The sequence below is a fragment of the Catellatospora methionotrophica genome (genome assembly GCF_011297335.1).
In the GTDB taxonomy this organism is placed as follows: Bacteria; Actinomycetota; Actinomycetes; order Mycobacteriales; family Micromonosporaceae; genus Catellatospora; species Catellatospora methionotrophica.
This window is the reverse complement of the sequence record NZ_JAAOTJ010000014.1, coordinates 147,806-161,640: the sequence shown is the minus strand read 5'-3', so window position 1 is coordinate 161,640 and position 13,835 is coordinate 147,806. Positions and strand designations below refer to the sequence as shown.

The 13,835-nt window shown below is 69.7% G+C and carries 16 protein-coding genes; 14 read left to right on the top strand and 2 right to left on the bottom strand.

What is annotated here, in order from left to right; translation table 11 throughout:
- Positions 1-13 precede the first annotated feature (13 nt).
- The 5 genes from ureG (at position 14) to HAV40_RS26900 (ending at position 6,298) form a co-directional block, all read left to right on the top strand.
- Positions 14-643, top strand: a complete 630-nt coding sequence (ureG, locus tag HAV40_RS26920; protein WP_166385984.1) for an urease accessory protein UreG — start codon at positions 14-16, stop codon at positions 641-643.
- Positions 640-1,587 carry an urease accessory protein UreD gene (locus HAV40_RS26915; protein ID WP_166385982.1) on the top strand — a complete coding sequence of 316 codons (948 nt, stop codon included), beginning with the start codon at positions 640-642 and terminating at the stop codon, positions 1,585-1,587. Before ureG ends, HAV40_RS26915 begins: the two co-directional genes overlap by 4 nt.
- 32 nt (positions 1,588-1,619) lie before the next feature.
- Complete coding sequence (gene yut / locus HAV40_RS26910; protein ID WP_166385980.1) at positions 1,620-2,639, top strand: urea transporter; 1,020 nt, start codon at positions 1,620-1,622, stop codon at positions 2,637-2,639.
- 18 nt (positions 2,640-2,657) lie between these two features.
- Positions 2,658-4,319 carry an ammonium transporter gene (locus HAV40_RS26905; RefSeq protein WP_166385978.1) on the top strand — a complete coding sequence of 554 codons (1,662 nt, stop codon included), beginning with the start codon at positions 2,658-2,660 and terminating at the stop codon, positions 4,317-4,319.
- Between the two features lie 488 nt (positions 4,320-4,807).
- Complete coding sequence (locus HAV40_RS26900) at positions 4,808-6,298, top strand: PI-PLC domain-containing protein (protein WP_166385976.1); 1,491 nt, start codon at positions 4,808-4,810, stop codon at positions 6,296-6,298.
- Between the two features lie 92 nt (positions 6,299-6,390).
- Here HAV40_RS26900 and HAV40_RS26895 read toward each other — a convergent pair whose 3' ends face one another.
- Positions 6,391-7,305: a LysR family transcriptional regulator gene (locus HAV40_RS26895; protein ID WP_166385974.1), complete on the bottom strand. Its 915-nt coding sequence runs from the start codon at positions 7,303-7,305 to the stop codon at positions 6,391-6,393.
- Between the two features lie 124 nt (positions 7,306-7,429).
- On the opposite strand from HAV40_RS26895, the gene HAV40_RS26890 reads away from it, so the two are divergent.
- On the top strand, positions 7,430-8,005 hold the full coding sequence (locus HAV40_RS26890) for a dihydrofolate reductase family protein (protein ID WP_166385972.1): 576 nt from the start codon (positions 7,430-7,432) through the stop codon (positions 8,003-8,005).
- Positions 8,002-8,934, top strand: a complete 933-nt coding sequence (locus tag HAV40_RS26885) for a GNAT family N-acetyltransferase (RefSeq protein WP_166385970.1) — start codon at positions 8,002-8,004, stop codon at positions 8,932-8,934. The genes HAV40_RS26890 and HAV40_RS26885 overlap by 4 nt, the downstream gene beginning before the upstream one ends.
- A gap of 127 nt (positions 8,935-9,061) precedes the next feature.
- Here the strand turns inward: HAV40_RS26885 and HAV40_RS26880 are convergent, their stop codons facing one another.
- Positions 9,062-9,952: a LysR family transcriptional regulator gene (locus tag HAV40_RS26880; protein WP_166385968.1), complete on the bottom strand. Its 891-nt coding sequence runs from the start codon at positions 9,950-9,952 to the stop codon at positions 9,062-9,064.
- A 147-nt stretch (positions 9,953-10,099) separates the two neighbouring features.
- Here HAV40_RS26880 and HAV40_RS26875 point away from each other — a divergent pair, with 147 nt between their 5' ends.
- From HAV40_RS26875 to HAV40_RS26850, 7 genes are all read left to right on the top strand, one after another.
- Complete coding sequence (locus HAV40_RS26875) at positions 10,100-10,459, top strand: DUF1801 domain-containing protein (RefSeq protein WP_166385966.1); 360 nt, start codon at positions 10,100-10,102, stop codon at positions 10,457-10,459.
- A gap of 5 nt (positions 10,460-10,464) precedes the next feature.
- Positions 10,465-10,854: a VOC family protein gene (locus HAV40_RS26870; protein WP_166386095.1), complete on the top strand. Its 390-nt coding sequence runs from the start codon at positions 10,465-10,467 to the stop codon at positions 10,852-10,854.
- A 33-nt stretch (positions 10,855-10,887) separates the two neighbouring features.
- Positions 10,888-11,430, top strand: a complete 543-nt coding sequence (locus HAV40_RS26865) for a DUF998 domain-containing protein (RefSeq protein WP_239086956.1) — start codon at positions 10,888-10,890, stop codon at positions 11,428-11,430.
- Positions 11,431-11,433: 3 nt separating this feature from the next.
- The gene (locus tag HAV40_RS38655) at positions 11,434-11,589 is read left to right on the top strand and encodes a hypothetical protein (RefSeq protein ID WP_239086955.1); all 156 of its coding nucleotides are present in this window, start codon (positions 11,434-11,436) and stop codon (positions 11,587-11,589) included.
- Positions 11,590-11,704: 115 nt separating this feature from the next.
- Entirely contained in the window at positions 11,705-12,226 is a 522-nt protein-coding gene (locus HAV40_RS26860) for a C40 family peptidase (protein ID WP_203671939.1), read from the top strand.
- Positions 12,227-12,514: 288 nt separating this feature from the next.
- Entirely contained in the window at positions 12,515-13,117 is a 603-nt protein-coding gene (locus HAV40_RS26855) for a TetR/AcrR family transcriptional regulator (protein WP_166385962.1), read from the top strand.
- Positions 13,118-13,348: 231 nt separating this feature from the next.
- A complete protein-coding gene (locus tag HAV40_RS26850; protein WP_166385960.1) occupies positions 13,349-13,783 on the top strand; it encodes an ATP-binding protein in 435 nt (144 codons plus the stop codon).
- Positions 13,784-13,835: the final 52 nt, after the last annotated feature.

The window sequence follows — 13,835 nt, the reverse complement described above, 5'->3', positions numbered from 1 at the left end:
ACTGGAGGCGACTGTGAAGAAGATCAGCCGTATCGGCATCGGCGGGCCCGTCGGGTCGGGAAAGACCGCGATCATCGAAGCGATCGTGCCGCGCCTGGTCGCCGACGGGACGAAGATCCTCGTGGTGACCAACGACATCGTCACCACCGAGGACGCCAAACACGTCCAGCGCACCCTCAAGGGCGTGCTGCACGAGGACCGCATCCTCGGTGTGGAGACCGGCGCGTGCCCGCACACCGCGGTGCGCGAGGACCCGAGCATGAACCTCGCCGCCGTCGAGGACATGGAGTCGCGGTTCCCCGACACCGACGTGGTGCTCATCGAAAGCGGCGGCGACAACCTCACCCTGACGTTCAGTCCCGCCCTGGTCGACTTCTTCGTCTACGTCATCGACGTCGCCGCCGGCGACAAGATCCCGCGCAAGAACGGGCCCGGCATCGCCAAGTCCGACATCCTCGTCATCAACAAGACCGACCTCGCCCCGCACGTCGGCGCGAGCCTGGCCGTGATGGAGCACGACGCCGCCCTGATGCGCGGGACGAAACCGTTCGTGTTCACCAACTGCAAGACCGGCGAGGGCATCGACGACCTGATCGGGCTGATCCGCCGCGACGCCCTGTTCGACCTGGCGGTCCCCGCGTGAGCACCGCCGCCCCCGCCCCGCCGCGGCATCCGCTCGACGGGCTGCCGCAGCTGGCCGATTACCAGGACCAGCCGGCGCAGCAGCCGGCCGGGGCGGTGGGCAAGGACGCCTACCTGCGGTTGGGCTTCGCCCGCCGGGGCGAGCGCACCGTCCTGGCCGACCTGCACCGGCGCGCACCGCTGCTGGTCCAGCAGGCGCTGTACTTCGACGAGGGCATGCCGGACCTGCCGTGCGTGTTCATGATCTCGACCTCCGGCGGGATCCTGCAGGGCGACCGGTACGCCGTCGACATCACCCTGGACCCGGGGGCGCAGGCGCACGTCACCACCCAGGCCGCCACCAAGATCCAGCAGATGGACGCCAACTACGCGACCATGGTCCAGGACATCACCCTGGCCGCAGGCAGCTACCTGGAGTTCCTGCCCGACCCGATCATTCCGTACCGCGACAGCCGCTACGCCAGCCGCACCCGGCTGTGCGTGGCCGCCGACGCCACCGCCCTGTACGCCGAGATCCTGCTGCCCGGCCGCAAACACCACCGCGACGGCGAGATCTTCGCCTACCGCCTCTACAGCGCCGCCGTCCAGGGCGTACGCCCCGACGGCCGCGAACTGTTCGCCGAGAACCTCGTCATCGAACCCGGCACCTGGCCGGTCGACGCACCCGGGCTCATGGGCGGCTACCACGTGCTGGCCAACGCGATCCTGATGACCCCACCCGAGACCGCGGCCCGCGTCGCGGCACAGGCGCCCGTCGGCCACACCGGAACCGGCGACGACCGCACCGCCACCGGCATCAGCGTGCTGCCCAACGACGCCGGACTGATCTACAAGGTGCTCGGCATGGAGACCGAACCCGTACGCGCCCAGGTCCGCGCGTTCTGGTCGGTGGTCCGCCGCGAGGTGACCGGCAACGAGGTTCCCGACAACTTCCGCTGGCGCTGAGCGACAACCGATCCGACGGGAAGGCACCGGCGATGACGGGCACCACCACAGCAGCCCGGTCGGCACACCCGGCCCGGGCGTTCATCGACACGAACCTGCGCGGCGCCGGGCAGGTCATGTTCATGAACAACCCGATCACGGGCGCTCTCATCCTGCTCGCCGTCGTCTGGGGCGCGATCGCCGCCCGGATGCCGCAGGTCGCGATCGGCGCCGTCGTCGGCCTGATCGCAGGAACGCTGACCGCCATGGCACTGCGCGTCGACACCGCCTCCCTGCGCCAAGGCCTCTACGGGTTCAGCCCCCTGCTCACCGGCGCGGCCGTGCCCACGTTCCTCGACAACACCCCGCTCATGTGGACCTACCTGATCATCGGAGCGGCGACGACGACGGTGGTCACCCTGGCACTGACCACCGTGTTCAACACCTGGCGGGTGCCCGCCCTGACCTTCCCGTTCGTGCTGACCTCCTGGTTTCTGATGCTCGCCGCCTACCAGTTCCGCAAGGTCAGCATCAGCTCGCTGGCCCAGCCCATGCTGCCCAAGCCCGTCTCCGGCGACCGCCTGGACATGTCCGCCGCCGACCTGGCCACCAGCATGCTCAAAGGTGTCGCCCAGGTCTTCCTCATCGACAACTGGGTCAGCGGACTGATCATCCTGGTCGCGCTCGCCGTCAACTCGCGCTGGGCCGCCGCACTGGCCGCCGTCGGCACCATCGTCGCCACGCTGCTGGCCGCCGGGCTCGGCGCCGACGCCACCAGCGTCACCGCCGGGCTGTACGGATTCTCCGCGGTCCTCACCGCCGTCGCGCTCGGCTGCGTCTTCTACCACCCCACCTGGCCCGTCCTGCTGTACGCGCTGCTGGGCACGGTGTTCACCGTGTTCGTCCAGGCCGCGCTCAACACCGCCCTCGCCCCGATCGGCATCCCCAGCTTCACCGCCCCGTTCGTGTTCGCGACCTGGCTGTTCCTGCTCCCCAAACGCGACCTCACGCCCATACCGCACCACCGGCACATCGACGACGGCGTCATCGCCGGGACACACCCGAAAGCCTGAGCCAAAGGAGCATCCGCCATGCCCGCAACCGGCGTCGAACCCGGCGACACCGCGTGGGTGCTCACCTGCGCCGCGCTCGTGCTGTTCATGACACCCGGCCTGGCCCTGTTCTACGCCGGCATGGTCCGCACCCGCACCACCCTGGTCATGCTCCAGCAGAACATCATCCCCCTCGGCGTGGTCAGCATCGTATGGATCCTGCTCGGCTACGCACTGGCCTTCGGCAACGACCAGGGCGGAATCATCGGCGACCTGGAACTGTTCGGGCTGCACGGCGCCCGCGACACCTCCCCCGCCCCCGCGTTCCACATCGTCAGCGGCGCGATCACCATCCCCACCCTGGCGTTCGTCGCGTACCAGATGATGTTCGCGATCATCACCCCCGCGCTGATCACCGGGGCCACCGCCGACCGGCTGAAATTCGGCGGCTGGGTCGCGTTCGTCGCGGTCTGGTCACTGCTCGTCTACTCCCCCATCGCCCACTGGCTCTGGGGCGTCGGCGGCTGGCTGGCCCGGCTCGGCGCCCAGGACTGGGCCGGCGGCATGGTCGTGCACGCCAGCGCCGGAGCCGCCGTGCTCGCCGTACTGCTCGTCATCGGCCGCCGCCGCGGCTGGCCCCACGCCGGCAGCCTGCCGCACAACCTGCCACTGACCATCGCCGGAGCAGGCATCCTGTGGTTCGGCTGGTTCGGCTTCAACGCCGGCGACGGCCTGCAGGCCAACGACGTCGCCGCCCAAGCCCTGCTCAACACGCATATCGCCGCCGCCGCCGGGATGATCGTCTGGCTGATCATCGAAAAGTCCATCGACGGGCACGCCACCGTGCTGGGCGCGGTCACCGGCGCGGTCGCCGGCCTGGCCACCATCACCCCCGCCGCCGGGTACGTCACCACCCTGTCCGCCCTGCTCATCGGTGCGCTCGCCGGACTGGTCTGCCACCTGGCGCTGCGGCTCAAGTTCACGTTCCGCTTCGACGACGCCCTCGACGTGGTAGCCGTGCACTTCGTCGGCGGCGTGCTCGGCACCCTGCTGGTCGGCTTCTTCGCCAGCAGAGCCGTCAACCCGGTCAGCGCCGACGGCCTGCTCACCGGCGGCGGACCCGGACTGCTCGGCGACCAGGCCGTCGCGCTGCTGTCCGTCGTCGTGTTCTCGTTCTGCCTGACCTGGCTCATCGCCACCGGCGTGCAGAAGACCATCGGCCTGCGGGCCGACCCCGCCGACGAGCACAACCTCGACCAGGTCCAGCAGGGCATGGACGCCTACCACCTCGACGGCCCGGCCGCGCTGCCCGGCACCGCCCGGCCCCAGGGAACCAGCGTCGCACCGGCACCGGTGACCGCCGCCAAGGCTCTGCCCACCGGGCGCGTACAACTGGTCACCTGCATGATCGACCCGCAGCACCTGCGAGCCGACGAACTCGAGCAGGCCATGCTCGACGCAGGCGCCTCCACCATCGTGCTATCCGACGCACACGCGCGCACCCCGTCGCGGCGACCGCAGATCTACCGGGGACTGCGGCGGGAACAGGAATTCCCCGACCGGCTCCGCGTGGAGGTCCTCGTCGACGCCGACGGCACCGCCGCCGTGCTGGCCGCCCTGGACCGGCTGGCCGGCACCCGCGACCGCTACGTGCAAGAGGTGCAGCAGGCCATCGTGGACCGCGACGAACCAGCCCGCTGACCGACCCCGGCCGTGCTTGGTTCCCGACAAGGGTCGGAGATCGCCTGAAAGGGCACCAGCGGCGACACCGAACATGCCGGCTGGGTCACCTGCCATCGGCTCGGCGAGGTGGACATCCCGGGACAACTGACGCCTCATCTGAATCTCACGCCGCGGTTCGGCCGACAGGCCGAACCGCGGCTTTGCGCCGCTCTCTCCCGGTCTCCCGCACAGCCTCAGCCTCGCCCGCGCCTCTGTCCGGTCTGCCGGCCGAGACACCGGGCACAGCCACCTGACATTACGTTGGCACAGCTCAGCTAACGTACGGCGGCGCGATGCCCTGCCGATCAGGGCGGCAACCACGCCACGCCAACGGCATCGCGGATGAACGATTCACTCATCCCCCCGCCCCCGTGCTCACCACGCGGATCATCACTTCCGGGGATCGTCCGCGCCTGCGGCCGGAGCGTCTAGTGGATCTGTCCACCCGCCCCGACCGGGAGGTACCCGTGCTGATCCCGAACCGCGTACGCCGCCGCGCCCTGGCCCTGCCGATCGCGGCGGTGCTGGCCGCCCTTCCCTCGACGGCGGCTGCGGCCCCGCCCGTCCCGCAGACCCGGACGGCCCTGGCCTTCGGCGACAACCTGCTCGTCCGGCAGGCCGTCTTCATGTCCACGCACAACTCCTACTCCGGCGACCTCGGCGGCATGCACCGGGGCACCATCGAGCAGCAGTTGAACAACTGGGTGCGCTTCCTGGAGTTCGACGTCTACAACAACGAGTACGCGAAGCACCACGACTTCCGCATCGGCCACTGGGGCCCCGACAGCGAGGTGTACAAGGAGGGAACCAACCCCCGGACCGCCCTGCTGACGCCCTGGCTGAACCAGGTCCGCTCCTGGTCGGACAACAACCCTGGACACGCCCCCATCACGGTCATGCTCGACCTGAAGAGCAACATCTCCGCCGTGGTCAACAGTGCCGACGGCAACCTGAGCACACTCAACCAGAAGGTCACCGCCGCATTCGAGGACAAGCTGGTGTGGGCCGAGGGTCGCGAGACCGAACCCGGCAGGGTGGGCGAACTGCGAAACAAGATCATGGTCGTGTTGTCCGGGAACCAGACGTCACGGGTGTCCTACCTTCGCGACACCGGGGTCGGCCCCGCCGTCTCGGTCAACACCAAGGGCCAGGTCGTCCAGGTCCACGCGGACCGCGACAACAACCTCTGGTACTGGACCGGCCAGGTCAGGGCCGCCGACAAGAAGATCGAATGGCGCGCCCACGGCCGCTACGACAAAGGCAGGAACCCGGCTGTCGCGCTGCGACCGGACGGTCTGCTCATCGAGGTCCACCGATCACAGAACTTCGCGAACCTGTACTACCACGTCGGCGAGATCCTGCCCAGCGGCCAGATCAGTTGGGGGCCGAGCACGAGGTACCAGTCCAGTGCCGAGGACCCGACCATCCGGCTCGACCCGCCCCGCGCGAACGCCTTCCTGGAGATCGACACGCCTGTCGGCGGGACCCAGCGCTACGCGCGCGTCATGACCCTGGACCCGGCGAAGCGTACCGTCACCCTGGGCGGCCAGTCACCGACCAGCGAGCGCATCAGCAAGACCACCAGCATCGTCGCCGGCCAGCCCGAGGTACGCGTGTACACGCGCGGTGACGACCGGTTCCCGGCCGACACCCTGCGGTACACCCTGCGCAACCCCGACGGCTCCGGCCGGATCACCTACCGGCAGGTCATGTACGCCGAGCAGCAGGCCAGCGACTCGGTCGCCGACACCTCCCAGCAGTACTTCTTCGGCGCACCGGTCGGCGACACCACGGCACTGCGCTCGGCCCACGCGGCGCAGAAGGCCACCCGTGGCTGGCAGTTCCGGTCCCCGGCCAACGATGCGATCCCCTGGTACGTCAACTTCCCCGCGACCGACTACCCCGACGAGCGCGAGCTCAGGGCCTACCTGTACCGCACCCGGGCCTGGGTCCACTAACCGGCGCGGCCCGCGCCAGAATCGGTGTCGGCGGTAGGGGACGGCGAGGCGTCTGGCGAGTACTCGCCGAGCAGCGTCACGGTCGGCAGCGGCTACGGGCGGCGGCGGATGGTCGGCTTGATCGGCATCGGCCCGAGGTCGCTCACCAGCCGGACGAAGGCGCGCATCGACGCGGTCTCGGACGCGGTATGCCAGACCAGACCCCAGCTCAGCGGCGCACCATCGGTGATCGGCACGTAGGCGATGTCGGGACGCGAATGGTAACGCGCGGTGTGCGCGCCCAGGCTGTGCACGGCGTCACCGTTGCTGACATGGGTGAACATCTCGTCCAGGCTCGACATCGGCAGCAGCCGCTCGATGGTCCGGCCGGTCCCGGTGGCGAAGGGCAGGAAGGCGTCGACCCAGTAGTCCGGTCCGGGCGCGTCCTTGCCGAGCACCCCGACGTCGGCGAGCGCCTCCAGCGTGACGGAGGTGCGGTCGGCCAGCGGGTGGTCGGCGGCGGCCAGTAGCACCCGGGGCTCGGTGAACAGCACGGGCCCGACGGTGAGGTCCGGTTCCTCGACGGGCAGCCACACCACCAGGAGGTCGAGGTCGCCGCTGCGCAGCCGGTCGAAGCAGTCGTGGAACGGGGCATGGCGCACCTGCAGCGCCCAGTCGTGGTGGCGGTCGCGGAACGCCTGCCAGTACGGGCGCAGGTCGTAGGCGTTGCTGGAGACGACGCCGACACGTAGCGGGGTACTGGTCGTGTGGGCAGCCGCGCTGGCCCGGCGCATACCCTCGTGCAGGCTCTGGAAGGCCGGCGCCAGATCGGCGCGCAGCTGCTCGCCGAGCGGGGTCAGGGTGACGCTGCGGCTGGTGCGGTCGAACAGCGCCGCCCCGACCCGGCGTTCCTGCTTCTTGATCGCCTGGCTGACGCGCGCGGGCGTCACGTGCAGGCGCTCGGCCGTCCGGCCGAAGTGCAGCTCCTGTGCCAGGACCAGGAAGATCTCGATGTCGCGCAGCTCCACCAGGTCCTCCTTCGTTAAGCGCCGGGTTAACGGCCGTTTCGCGTTCGCCCGTTGATCACCGTAGCGCGGTGGCAGAACATGTTCTGAGCAGCCCTTCCCGACAACCCGAAAGCACACATCGATCATGCGTAAGTTGACCTATTACATCTCCGCCACCCTGGACGGCTACATCGCCGGACCAGGCGGCGAATACGACTTCTTCCCGTTCGAGGGCGAACCGGCCGCCGCGATCCTGGCCGAGTACCCGGAGACCATGCCCACCCCCGCCCGGGTGCCGCTGGGGGTGGCCGACCGCCCGGCCCGGCACTTCGACGCCGTCATCATGGGCCGGGGAACCTACGACCCGGGCCTGGCCGTCGGCTTGACCAGCCCGTACGGCCACCTGGAGCAGTACGTCGTCAGCCGCACCCTGACCGGCGTCGACCCGGCTGTCACCTTCGTCGCCGACGACCCGGTCGGCGTCGTCCGCGACCTCAAGCAGCGTGACGGCCTCGGCATCTGGCTGGCCGGCGGCGGCAGGCTGGCCGGCGTACTGCTCGACGAGATCGACGAGCTGATCATCAAACGGCACCCGATCGTGCTCGGCGCCGGCATCGCGCTGTTCGCCGGCCCGCACGCGCCGGTCAGCTTCACCCGGACCGGCGAGGTCTCCTTCGACAACGGGTTCACCATCACCAGCTACGCCAAGGCCGCGGCATGAGCGCCGACGACCTGGTCATCCGGCCGATCACCGGACCGGCCGAGATCGCGCTGTTCAACCGTCTCGACTACACCCTCAACCACGAGCTGGCCGACGACCTCGCCGAAGGCCGCCGCCGACCGGAGTGGATGTGGCTGGCGCAGCGCGGTGACACCGTACTGGCCCGGGTCGCCTGGTGGTCGCGGCCCGGTGGCGACGCGCCGGTGTTCCTGGACATCTTCGACCTCGACGACAGCGAGCCGGACGTCGCCCGGCGACTGCTCGCGGCGGCGTTCGCGGCCGTCGTGCCGACCGGTGGCCAGCCGCCCGAATACGGTCGCTACGTGCCGGGCGACTGGCGCGACGACCCCGCCGCCCGGCGGGCGGTCGAGACCCGGATGGCGCTGCTGTCCGAGACAGGTGCGAAACTCACCGTCGAACGCCTGCGCCTGCAGTGGGGTCCCGGGACCGCGGTGCCACCAGCCGCTTCGCGGTTGGCGTTCCGGCCGGCCGACGACCCGGCCGAGCTGATCGACCTGATGACCCGGGTGCTGGACGGCACGCTCGACCATCACAGCCGGGCAGACCTGGCTACGATGCCGGCCCGCGACACCGCCACCGCGCAGTTGCACGGCGAGTTCGCGAGCTTCACCAGCCCGCGTGACTGGTGGCAGATCGCGCAGCTGCCGGGCACCGGGGAACCGGTCGGGTTCGTCATCGCCGCCCGCAACTCCTACCACCCGATCATCGCGTACCTCGGCGTGCTCCCCGAACATCGTGGCCGCGGCTACGTCGACGCCATCCTCGCCGAAGGCACCCGCGTGCTGGCCGCCCACGGTGCCGCCTACATCAGGGCGGCCACCGATCTGGACAACGAGCCGATGGCCGACGCGTTCGCCCGCGCCGGGTACGCCACCTTCGAACGCGCCATCAACATGGCCTGGCATTGACCACCGGTTACCCGGTGCGGGCGCCTACCGAGGGCGCCACCGGGCCACCCACCGAGCCGTCATCGCTGTACGTTCCGGGGCGCGCTCACCGCCGACCTCCGCTGCCCGGATCAGCGGACCGGCAACGTCAGACGGTGCCGGTGTTGGCGTCGGAGGCGGCGTGCACGAACTCGCGTACCCGGGCGGTGGTGTTGGTCTCCAGCCAGACCAGGCCTCGTTCGATCGGCGGCGCGTCGTGGATGGGCACGTAGCTGACGTCGGCGCGCGGGTAGTACAACCGGGTGTGTTCGCCGACCGGCAGCACCCCTCTGCTCATGGCGACGAGGGTGAGCATCTCCGAGAACGTGTTGCCGGCCGGCCCCTTCGGTATCGGCCTGCCTGACGGGGTGTGGTCGGGCGTGCGGTCGCGTTTGAACACCGCCGAGGTGGCCGCCGGGTACTGTACGACCGGATGGTCGGCGAGAGCCTCCAGCGACACCGATGGCACTTTCGCCAGCGGGTGCGCGGAGGGGACCGCCAGGACCCGGTTCTCGCGCAGCAGCGTCGGGCCGCAGGCCATGCCGTCGAACGGGTACGAGGCGAGGAGCAGGTCGATGGATCCGTCGACCAGGCTGGCTCGCGAGTTGTACAGCTGAACCTCGTGCACGCTCACCTCGCACTCGGGGTGGCGCCGGTTGAACAGGCTGACTGCTTTGAGCAGCGTCGGCGCGGTCCACTCGCCGAGGAACGCGACCCGCAGGCGACCCGTGACGCCGCGGCCGGCTTCGACGGCCCGCCGCAGGGCGTGCTCCAGGCCGGCTACGGCGGGCGTGAGGTCTTCGGCGAACCGGTGTCCGATCGGGGTGAGCCTCACCACGCGGCTGGTGCGTTCGAAAAGTGGAGCGCCGATACGGCGTTCCAGCTTCTTGACCACGTGGCTGATGCGCCCGGTGGTGACGCCGAGCTTCTCGGCGGTACGCCCGAAGTGCAGCTCGACGGCGAGGGTCAGGAAGGTCTCGATCTCGTGCCGTTCCAGCATGTCCCGTCCAGTTCGTTGAATCCAGGTCAACGATCCTAGACCGATCTTGGCTTGGTCGCGGCTGTCGGCTGCCGAAGAGTAGGGGTCGTCACCCGGTGCCGCAGGAGCGCACCGGACCCGCACCCCACCCCTTGGAGCCGTCACACCATGACCGCACAGATCACCGACTACCTGGCCGGTCTCGACCACCCGCTGCGCGACGTCGCCGCCGCGATGCGTCCCGTCATCGAGTCCGCGCTGCCCGGCACGACCGGCGTCCTGTACCACGGCCACCCGGTCTGGGGCCTCGGCGAGCATCCGGGACGCAGACCGGTCTGCCTGCTCAAGGCGTACCCCGCCTACGTCACCTTCGGGCTGTGGCGCGGCCAGGACGTCACCGACCCGTCCGGGCGGCTGACGCCGGGCGCCCGCCGGATGGCATCGGTGAAACTCGCCACGGCGGACGACATCGATCCGGACCTGTTCACCGGCTGGCTGCGCGCCGCCCTCGACCTGGAAAGCCGGTGAACACGATGCGCGTGATCGCCTTCGACCACCTGGTGCTCAACGTCGCCGACGTCGAACGCTCCCTGGAGTTCTACTGCGGGCTCCTCGGTCTGGAACCGGTCCGTGTCGACGAGTGGCGGGCCGGGCAGGTCGGCTTCCCCTCCGTACGGGTCAGCACGGACACCATCATCGATCTGGTCAGCTACCCGCGGGGTGAGTCGAACGTCGACCACATCTGCCTGGTCGTGCAGCCACTGGCCTGGCAGGAAGTCATCGACTCGGGCAGCTTCTCCGTCATCGAGGGGCCTGTCGGCCGGTTCGGTGCGCGAGGTGACGCGACATCGATCTATGTCCGCGACCCGGACGGCAACGTCGTGGAACTGCGCTGGTATCCGCAGGATGCCAGCACCATCTAGGCCCCCATCCATATGCTGACCCACGGAGTAGCCATGACCGTCACCGTTCCCACTCTCCCCGCTCCCACTCCCGCCGCACCGAAGGACACGGTCGCGGCGCCGACCCCGGGCACCCGCGCACTGTTGGCCGGTGGCGTGTTGGCCGGCCCGCTGTTCCTGGCCACCGTCGTGGTGCAGCAGGCTGTCCGAGACGGCGTAGACGCCAGGAGCCAGCCGATGAGCCTGCTGAGCCTGGGTGAGGCCGGGTGGATCCAGATCGTCAACTTCCTCCTGTGCGGTGTGCTGGCCATCGGCTCCGCGTTCGGCATCCGCCGATTGCTGCGAGGTCGGCCCGCGGGCACCTGGGGGCCGATCCTCGTCGCCGCCTACGGCGCAGCGCTGGTCTGGGGCGGGGTCTTCGTCACCGACCCGGCTTCAGGCTTCCCGGCGGGCACGCCACAGGGTGCGCCTGACCCGTCCACGTGGAGCTGGCACGGCACGCTGCACGCCTTCGCGGCTCCGGCGATGGGACTGGCGCTGGTCGGCGTGTGCCTGGTGTTCTCACGCCGCTTCCTACGGCTGCGCCGGCCGGGCTAGGCAGTGCTGGCCTGGGCAGTGGTGGCCGGTTACGTCCTGCTGATGGGTGCCGGGCTCGGCGCAGGCGACTTCCGGCTGGTGGCCGCCGGCGCGGCGCTGCCCATGCTGTGGGTGTCAGCTGCCATCGCCGGCCTGCTCCGCGGCCGGTTCGCGCACTGAAGGCCACCTGGTCCCGGGCGTTGATCACCGCCCGGGACCAGGCGTACCTCTTCCCTTCCATCGACAGACATTGTTTACTGTGTCGTACGACGAATAACGGATGGAGTGGGTACGGATGGGACTGTGGAAACGGATGATCGCCCGGCTCATGTGTGGCCTGGCCGTCATCGTGACGCCACTGGTCGTGGCCCCGACGCCGGCGCAGGCCATCGGGGTACGAGCCGCCGTGGTGGATGCGGCCGAGGCCTACCTGGGGACGCCATACAAGCTCGCATACGGATGGACGTGCGGCACGCAGGCGGTGGACTGCGAATGCCTGAACCGCCACGCGATCTGGGACGGCACCGAGCGCGCGACCGGCCGCGGGCTGCAGTTGAACTACTGGTTGCAGGGCCAGATCAACCAGGGACGACGTGTCACGAATCCGCGGCCAGGTGACCTGGTCTTCTGGGACACCGACCCCGACGACGGCATCCGCTACGGCGGCGACCTGGACCACACGGGCGTCTACATCGGCAACAACCGGGTCGTCGACGCCAACGCCTACTACGGCTATGTCAAACGCGACAGCGTGACTCTCGGCGGCACCGAACCCGACCCCCTGTTCATCGACGTACTCACTCCCCACGGGTACTGAAGACCGCCCGGACCTCCCACCGGGCGCTGCGCACCGGCCGGTCACCGGCCGGTGCGCACCGGCCCTGCGCGGCGGCCTTGCCGTTCGATGAGGGTGATGGTGCCGACCCCGACGCCGGCCACGTCGGTCATCGCGTGTGCGGCCCGGGTTCGCCGGGCAGGTCCAGTCCCGCATGGCGGGCGCGGAGTAAGGCCGCCGATTCTCGTGCACAACGGCAGAGAACACGTCTCGGCGGACCCGGCCGACGGCGGCGGTACGGTGGTGCGCACGCATGCGACGGGAGAGAATGTGGCACGACCCAAGCGGCAGGACGCGCGCCGCGCCTACCTGTTGGCCGCCACCCGGTCTGCGATCATGGCGCGAGGCCTGGCACATGTGCGCGTACGCGACATCGCCGACGCGGCCGGCATGTCGCCCGGCACCGTCACCTACTACTTCCGCGACGTGCAGGACCTGTTCCAAGACGTCTACGACGAGGCCGTCGAACGTTTCTACCTGCACCGCAGTCACGCCGCCACACTCCACGACGACCCCACACGGCGCCTCGCCGCGATGATCGACTCCGGGCTGCCGTCCGGACCCGACGACGAGCTGTGCTGCCTGCTGTACGAATTCTCCCCCCAGGCCAGGATGCGCCACGGCGAGGCCGCCATGCGACGCAGCCTGTTCGACCGCCAAGCCGAACTCTACGAGCACATCCTGCGCGACGGCGCCGACCGGCAGGCCTTCCGGCTCGCGGTGCCCGCGGCCGACGCCGCCCGCAATCTGGTCGCCCTAGAGGACGCCTACGGCTACCACATCATCACCGGCACGTCGGTGAACCGGCATGACGCACTGCGCCTCATGACCGGCTACGCCGCGCAGGTCGTCGGCGTGGAGCTGCCGTCGTAGGCGAGCCGGCAGGCCACAACGCACCATCGCGGCGTGACCGACCAATCCCGAGGTCCGCGAGCGCACGGGGCAGTGAGCCTTTGAGCGAAAGGGCGGGCCGCGTCGAGCGGGATGAGTTTGATTCCACTTACATCGGGTAGACAAGAGTCTTGCGGTGTAGGCGGCCAGTACGCCGTATCCGCAGCTACCAGGCGTCACGGCCGGTATAGCTCGAGCACGGCACTCAGAGCGGTGAACGATGTGAATGTGGTGAGCAGACCTTTCGACCCGCCTCCGGCCGGCGTCCCCGTTCTGGTTTTCGACGTTGCCGGCGACCTCAGCCGAGTCCGGACATTCGCGAGCGAGTGCGCCCAGAGTCTCGGGCTGTGTGCTACACGGCTACCCGCGCTGGGGGTCGCGATCAGTGAGATCGCCACGAACGTTCTGCGCCATACGTCGCAGGGCGGTGCCGTTCGTGTGTGGAGCGAGACGGGCGCACTCATCAGCGAAGTCACCGACAGCGGCACCTTCGCGCCGCCCGGACGCTCCTCCGCATCGCCTGGCGGATGGGGACTGAGGATCGCCGACGAAGTATGCGACCGGGTCGACCTCTACAGCCGACCGGGAACGAACGTATGGCGGCTCGTGATGAACCTGAACGGCTGCGCATCCGCCGTCAGCGCCTGAACCAGGCTCGATCGTTCCATCAGCCACCAAGGACGGCGATGCGGTCACGCAG

What these genes read in the sequence shown, in the direction of transcription:
- yut (WP_166385980.1), top strand. Translation starts at nt 1,620, where the DNA reads ATGACGGGCACCACCACAGCAGCCCGGTCGGCACACCCGGCCCGGGCG.
- HAV40_RS26905 (WP_166385978.1), top strand. Translation starts at nt 2,658, where the DNA reads ATGCCCGCAACCGGCGTCGAACCCGGCGACACCGCGTGGGTGCTCACC.
- HAV40_RS26890 (WP_166385972.1), top strand. Translation starts at nt 7,430, where the DNA reads ATGCGTAAGTTGACCTATTACATCTCCGCCACCCTGGACGGCTACATC.
- HAV40_RS26885 (WP_166385970.1), top strand. Translation starts at nt 8,002, where the DNA reads ATGAGCGCCGACGACCTGGTCATCCGGCCGATCACCGGACCGGCCGAG.
- HAV40_RS26880 (WP_166385968.1), bottom strand. Translation starts at nt 9,952, where the DNA reads ATGCTGGAACGGCACGAGATCGAGACCTTCCTGACCCTCGCCGTCGAG.
- HAV40_RS26875 (WP_166385966.1), top strand. Translation starts at nt 10,100, where the DNA reads ATGACCGCACAGATCACCGACTACCTGGCCGGTCTCGACCACCCGCTG.
- HAV40_RS26870 (WP_166386095.1), top strand. Translation starts at nt 10,465, where the DNA reads ATGCGCGTGATCGCCTTCGACCACCTGGTGCTCAACGTCGCCGACGTC.
- HAV40_RS26865 (WP_239086956.1), top strand. Translation starts at nt 10,888, where the DNA reads ATGACCGTCACCGTTCCCACTCTCCCCGCTCCCACTCCCGCCGCACCG.
- HAV40_RS26860 (WP_203671939.1), top strand. Translation starts at nt 11,705, where the DNA reads ATGGGACTGTGGAAACGGATGATCGCCCGGCTCATGTGTGGCCTGGCC.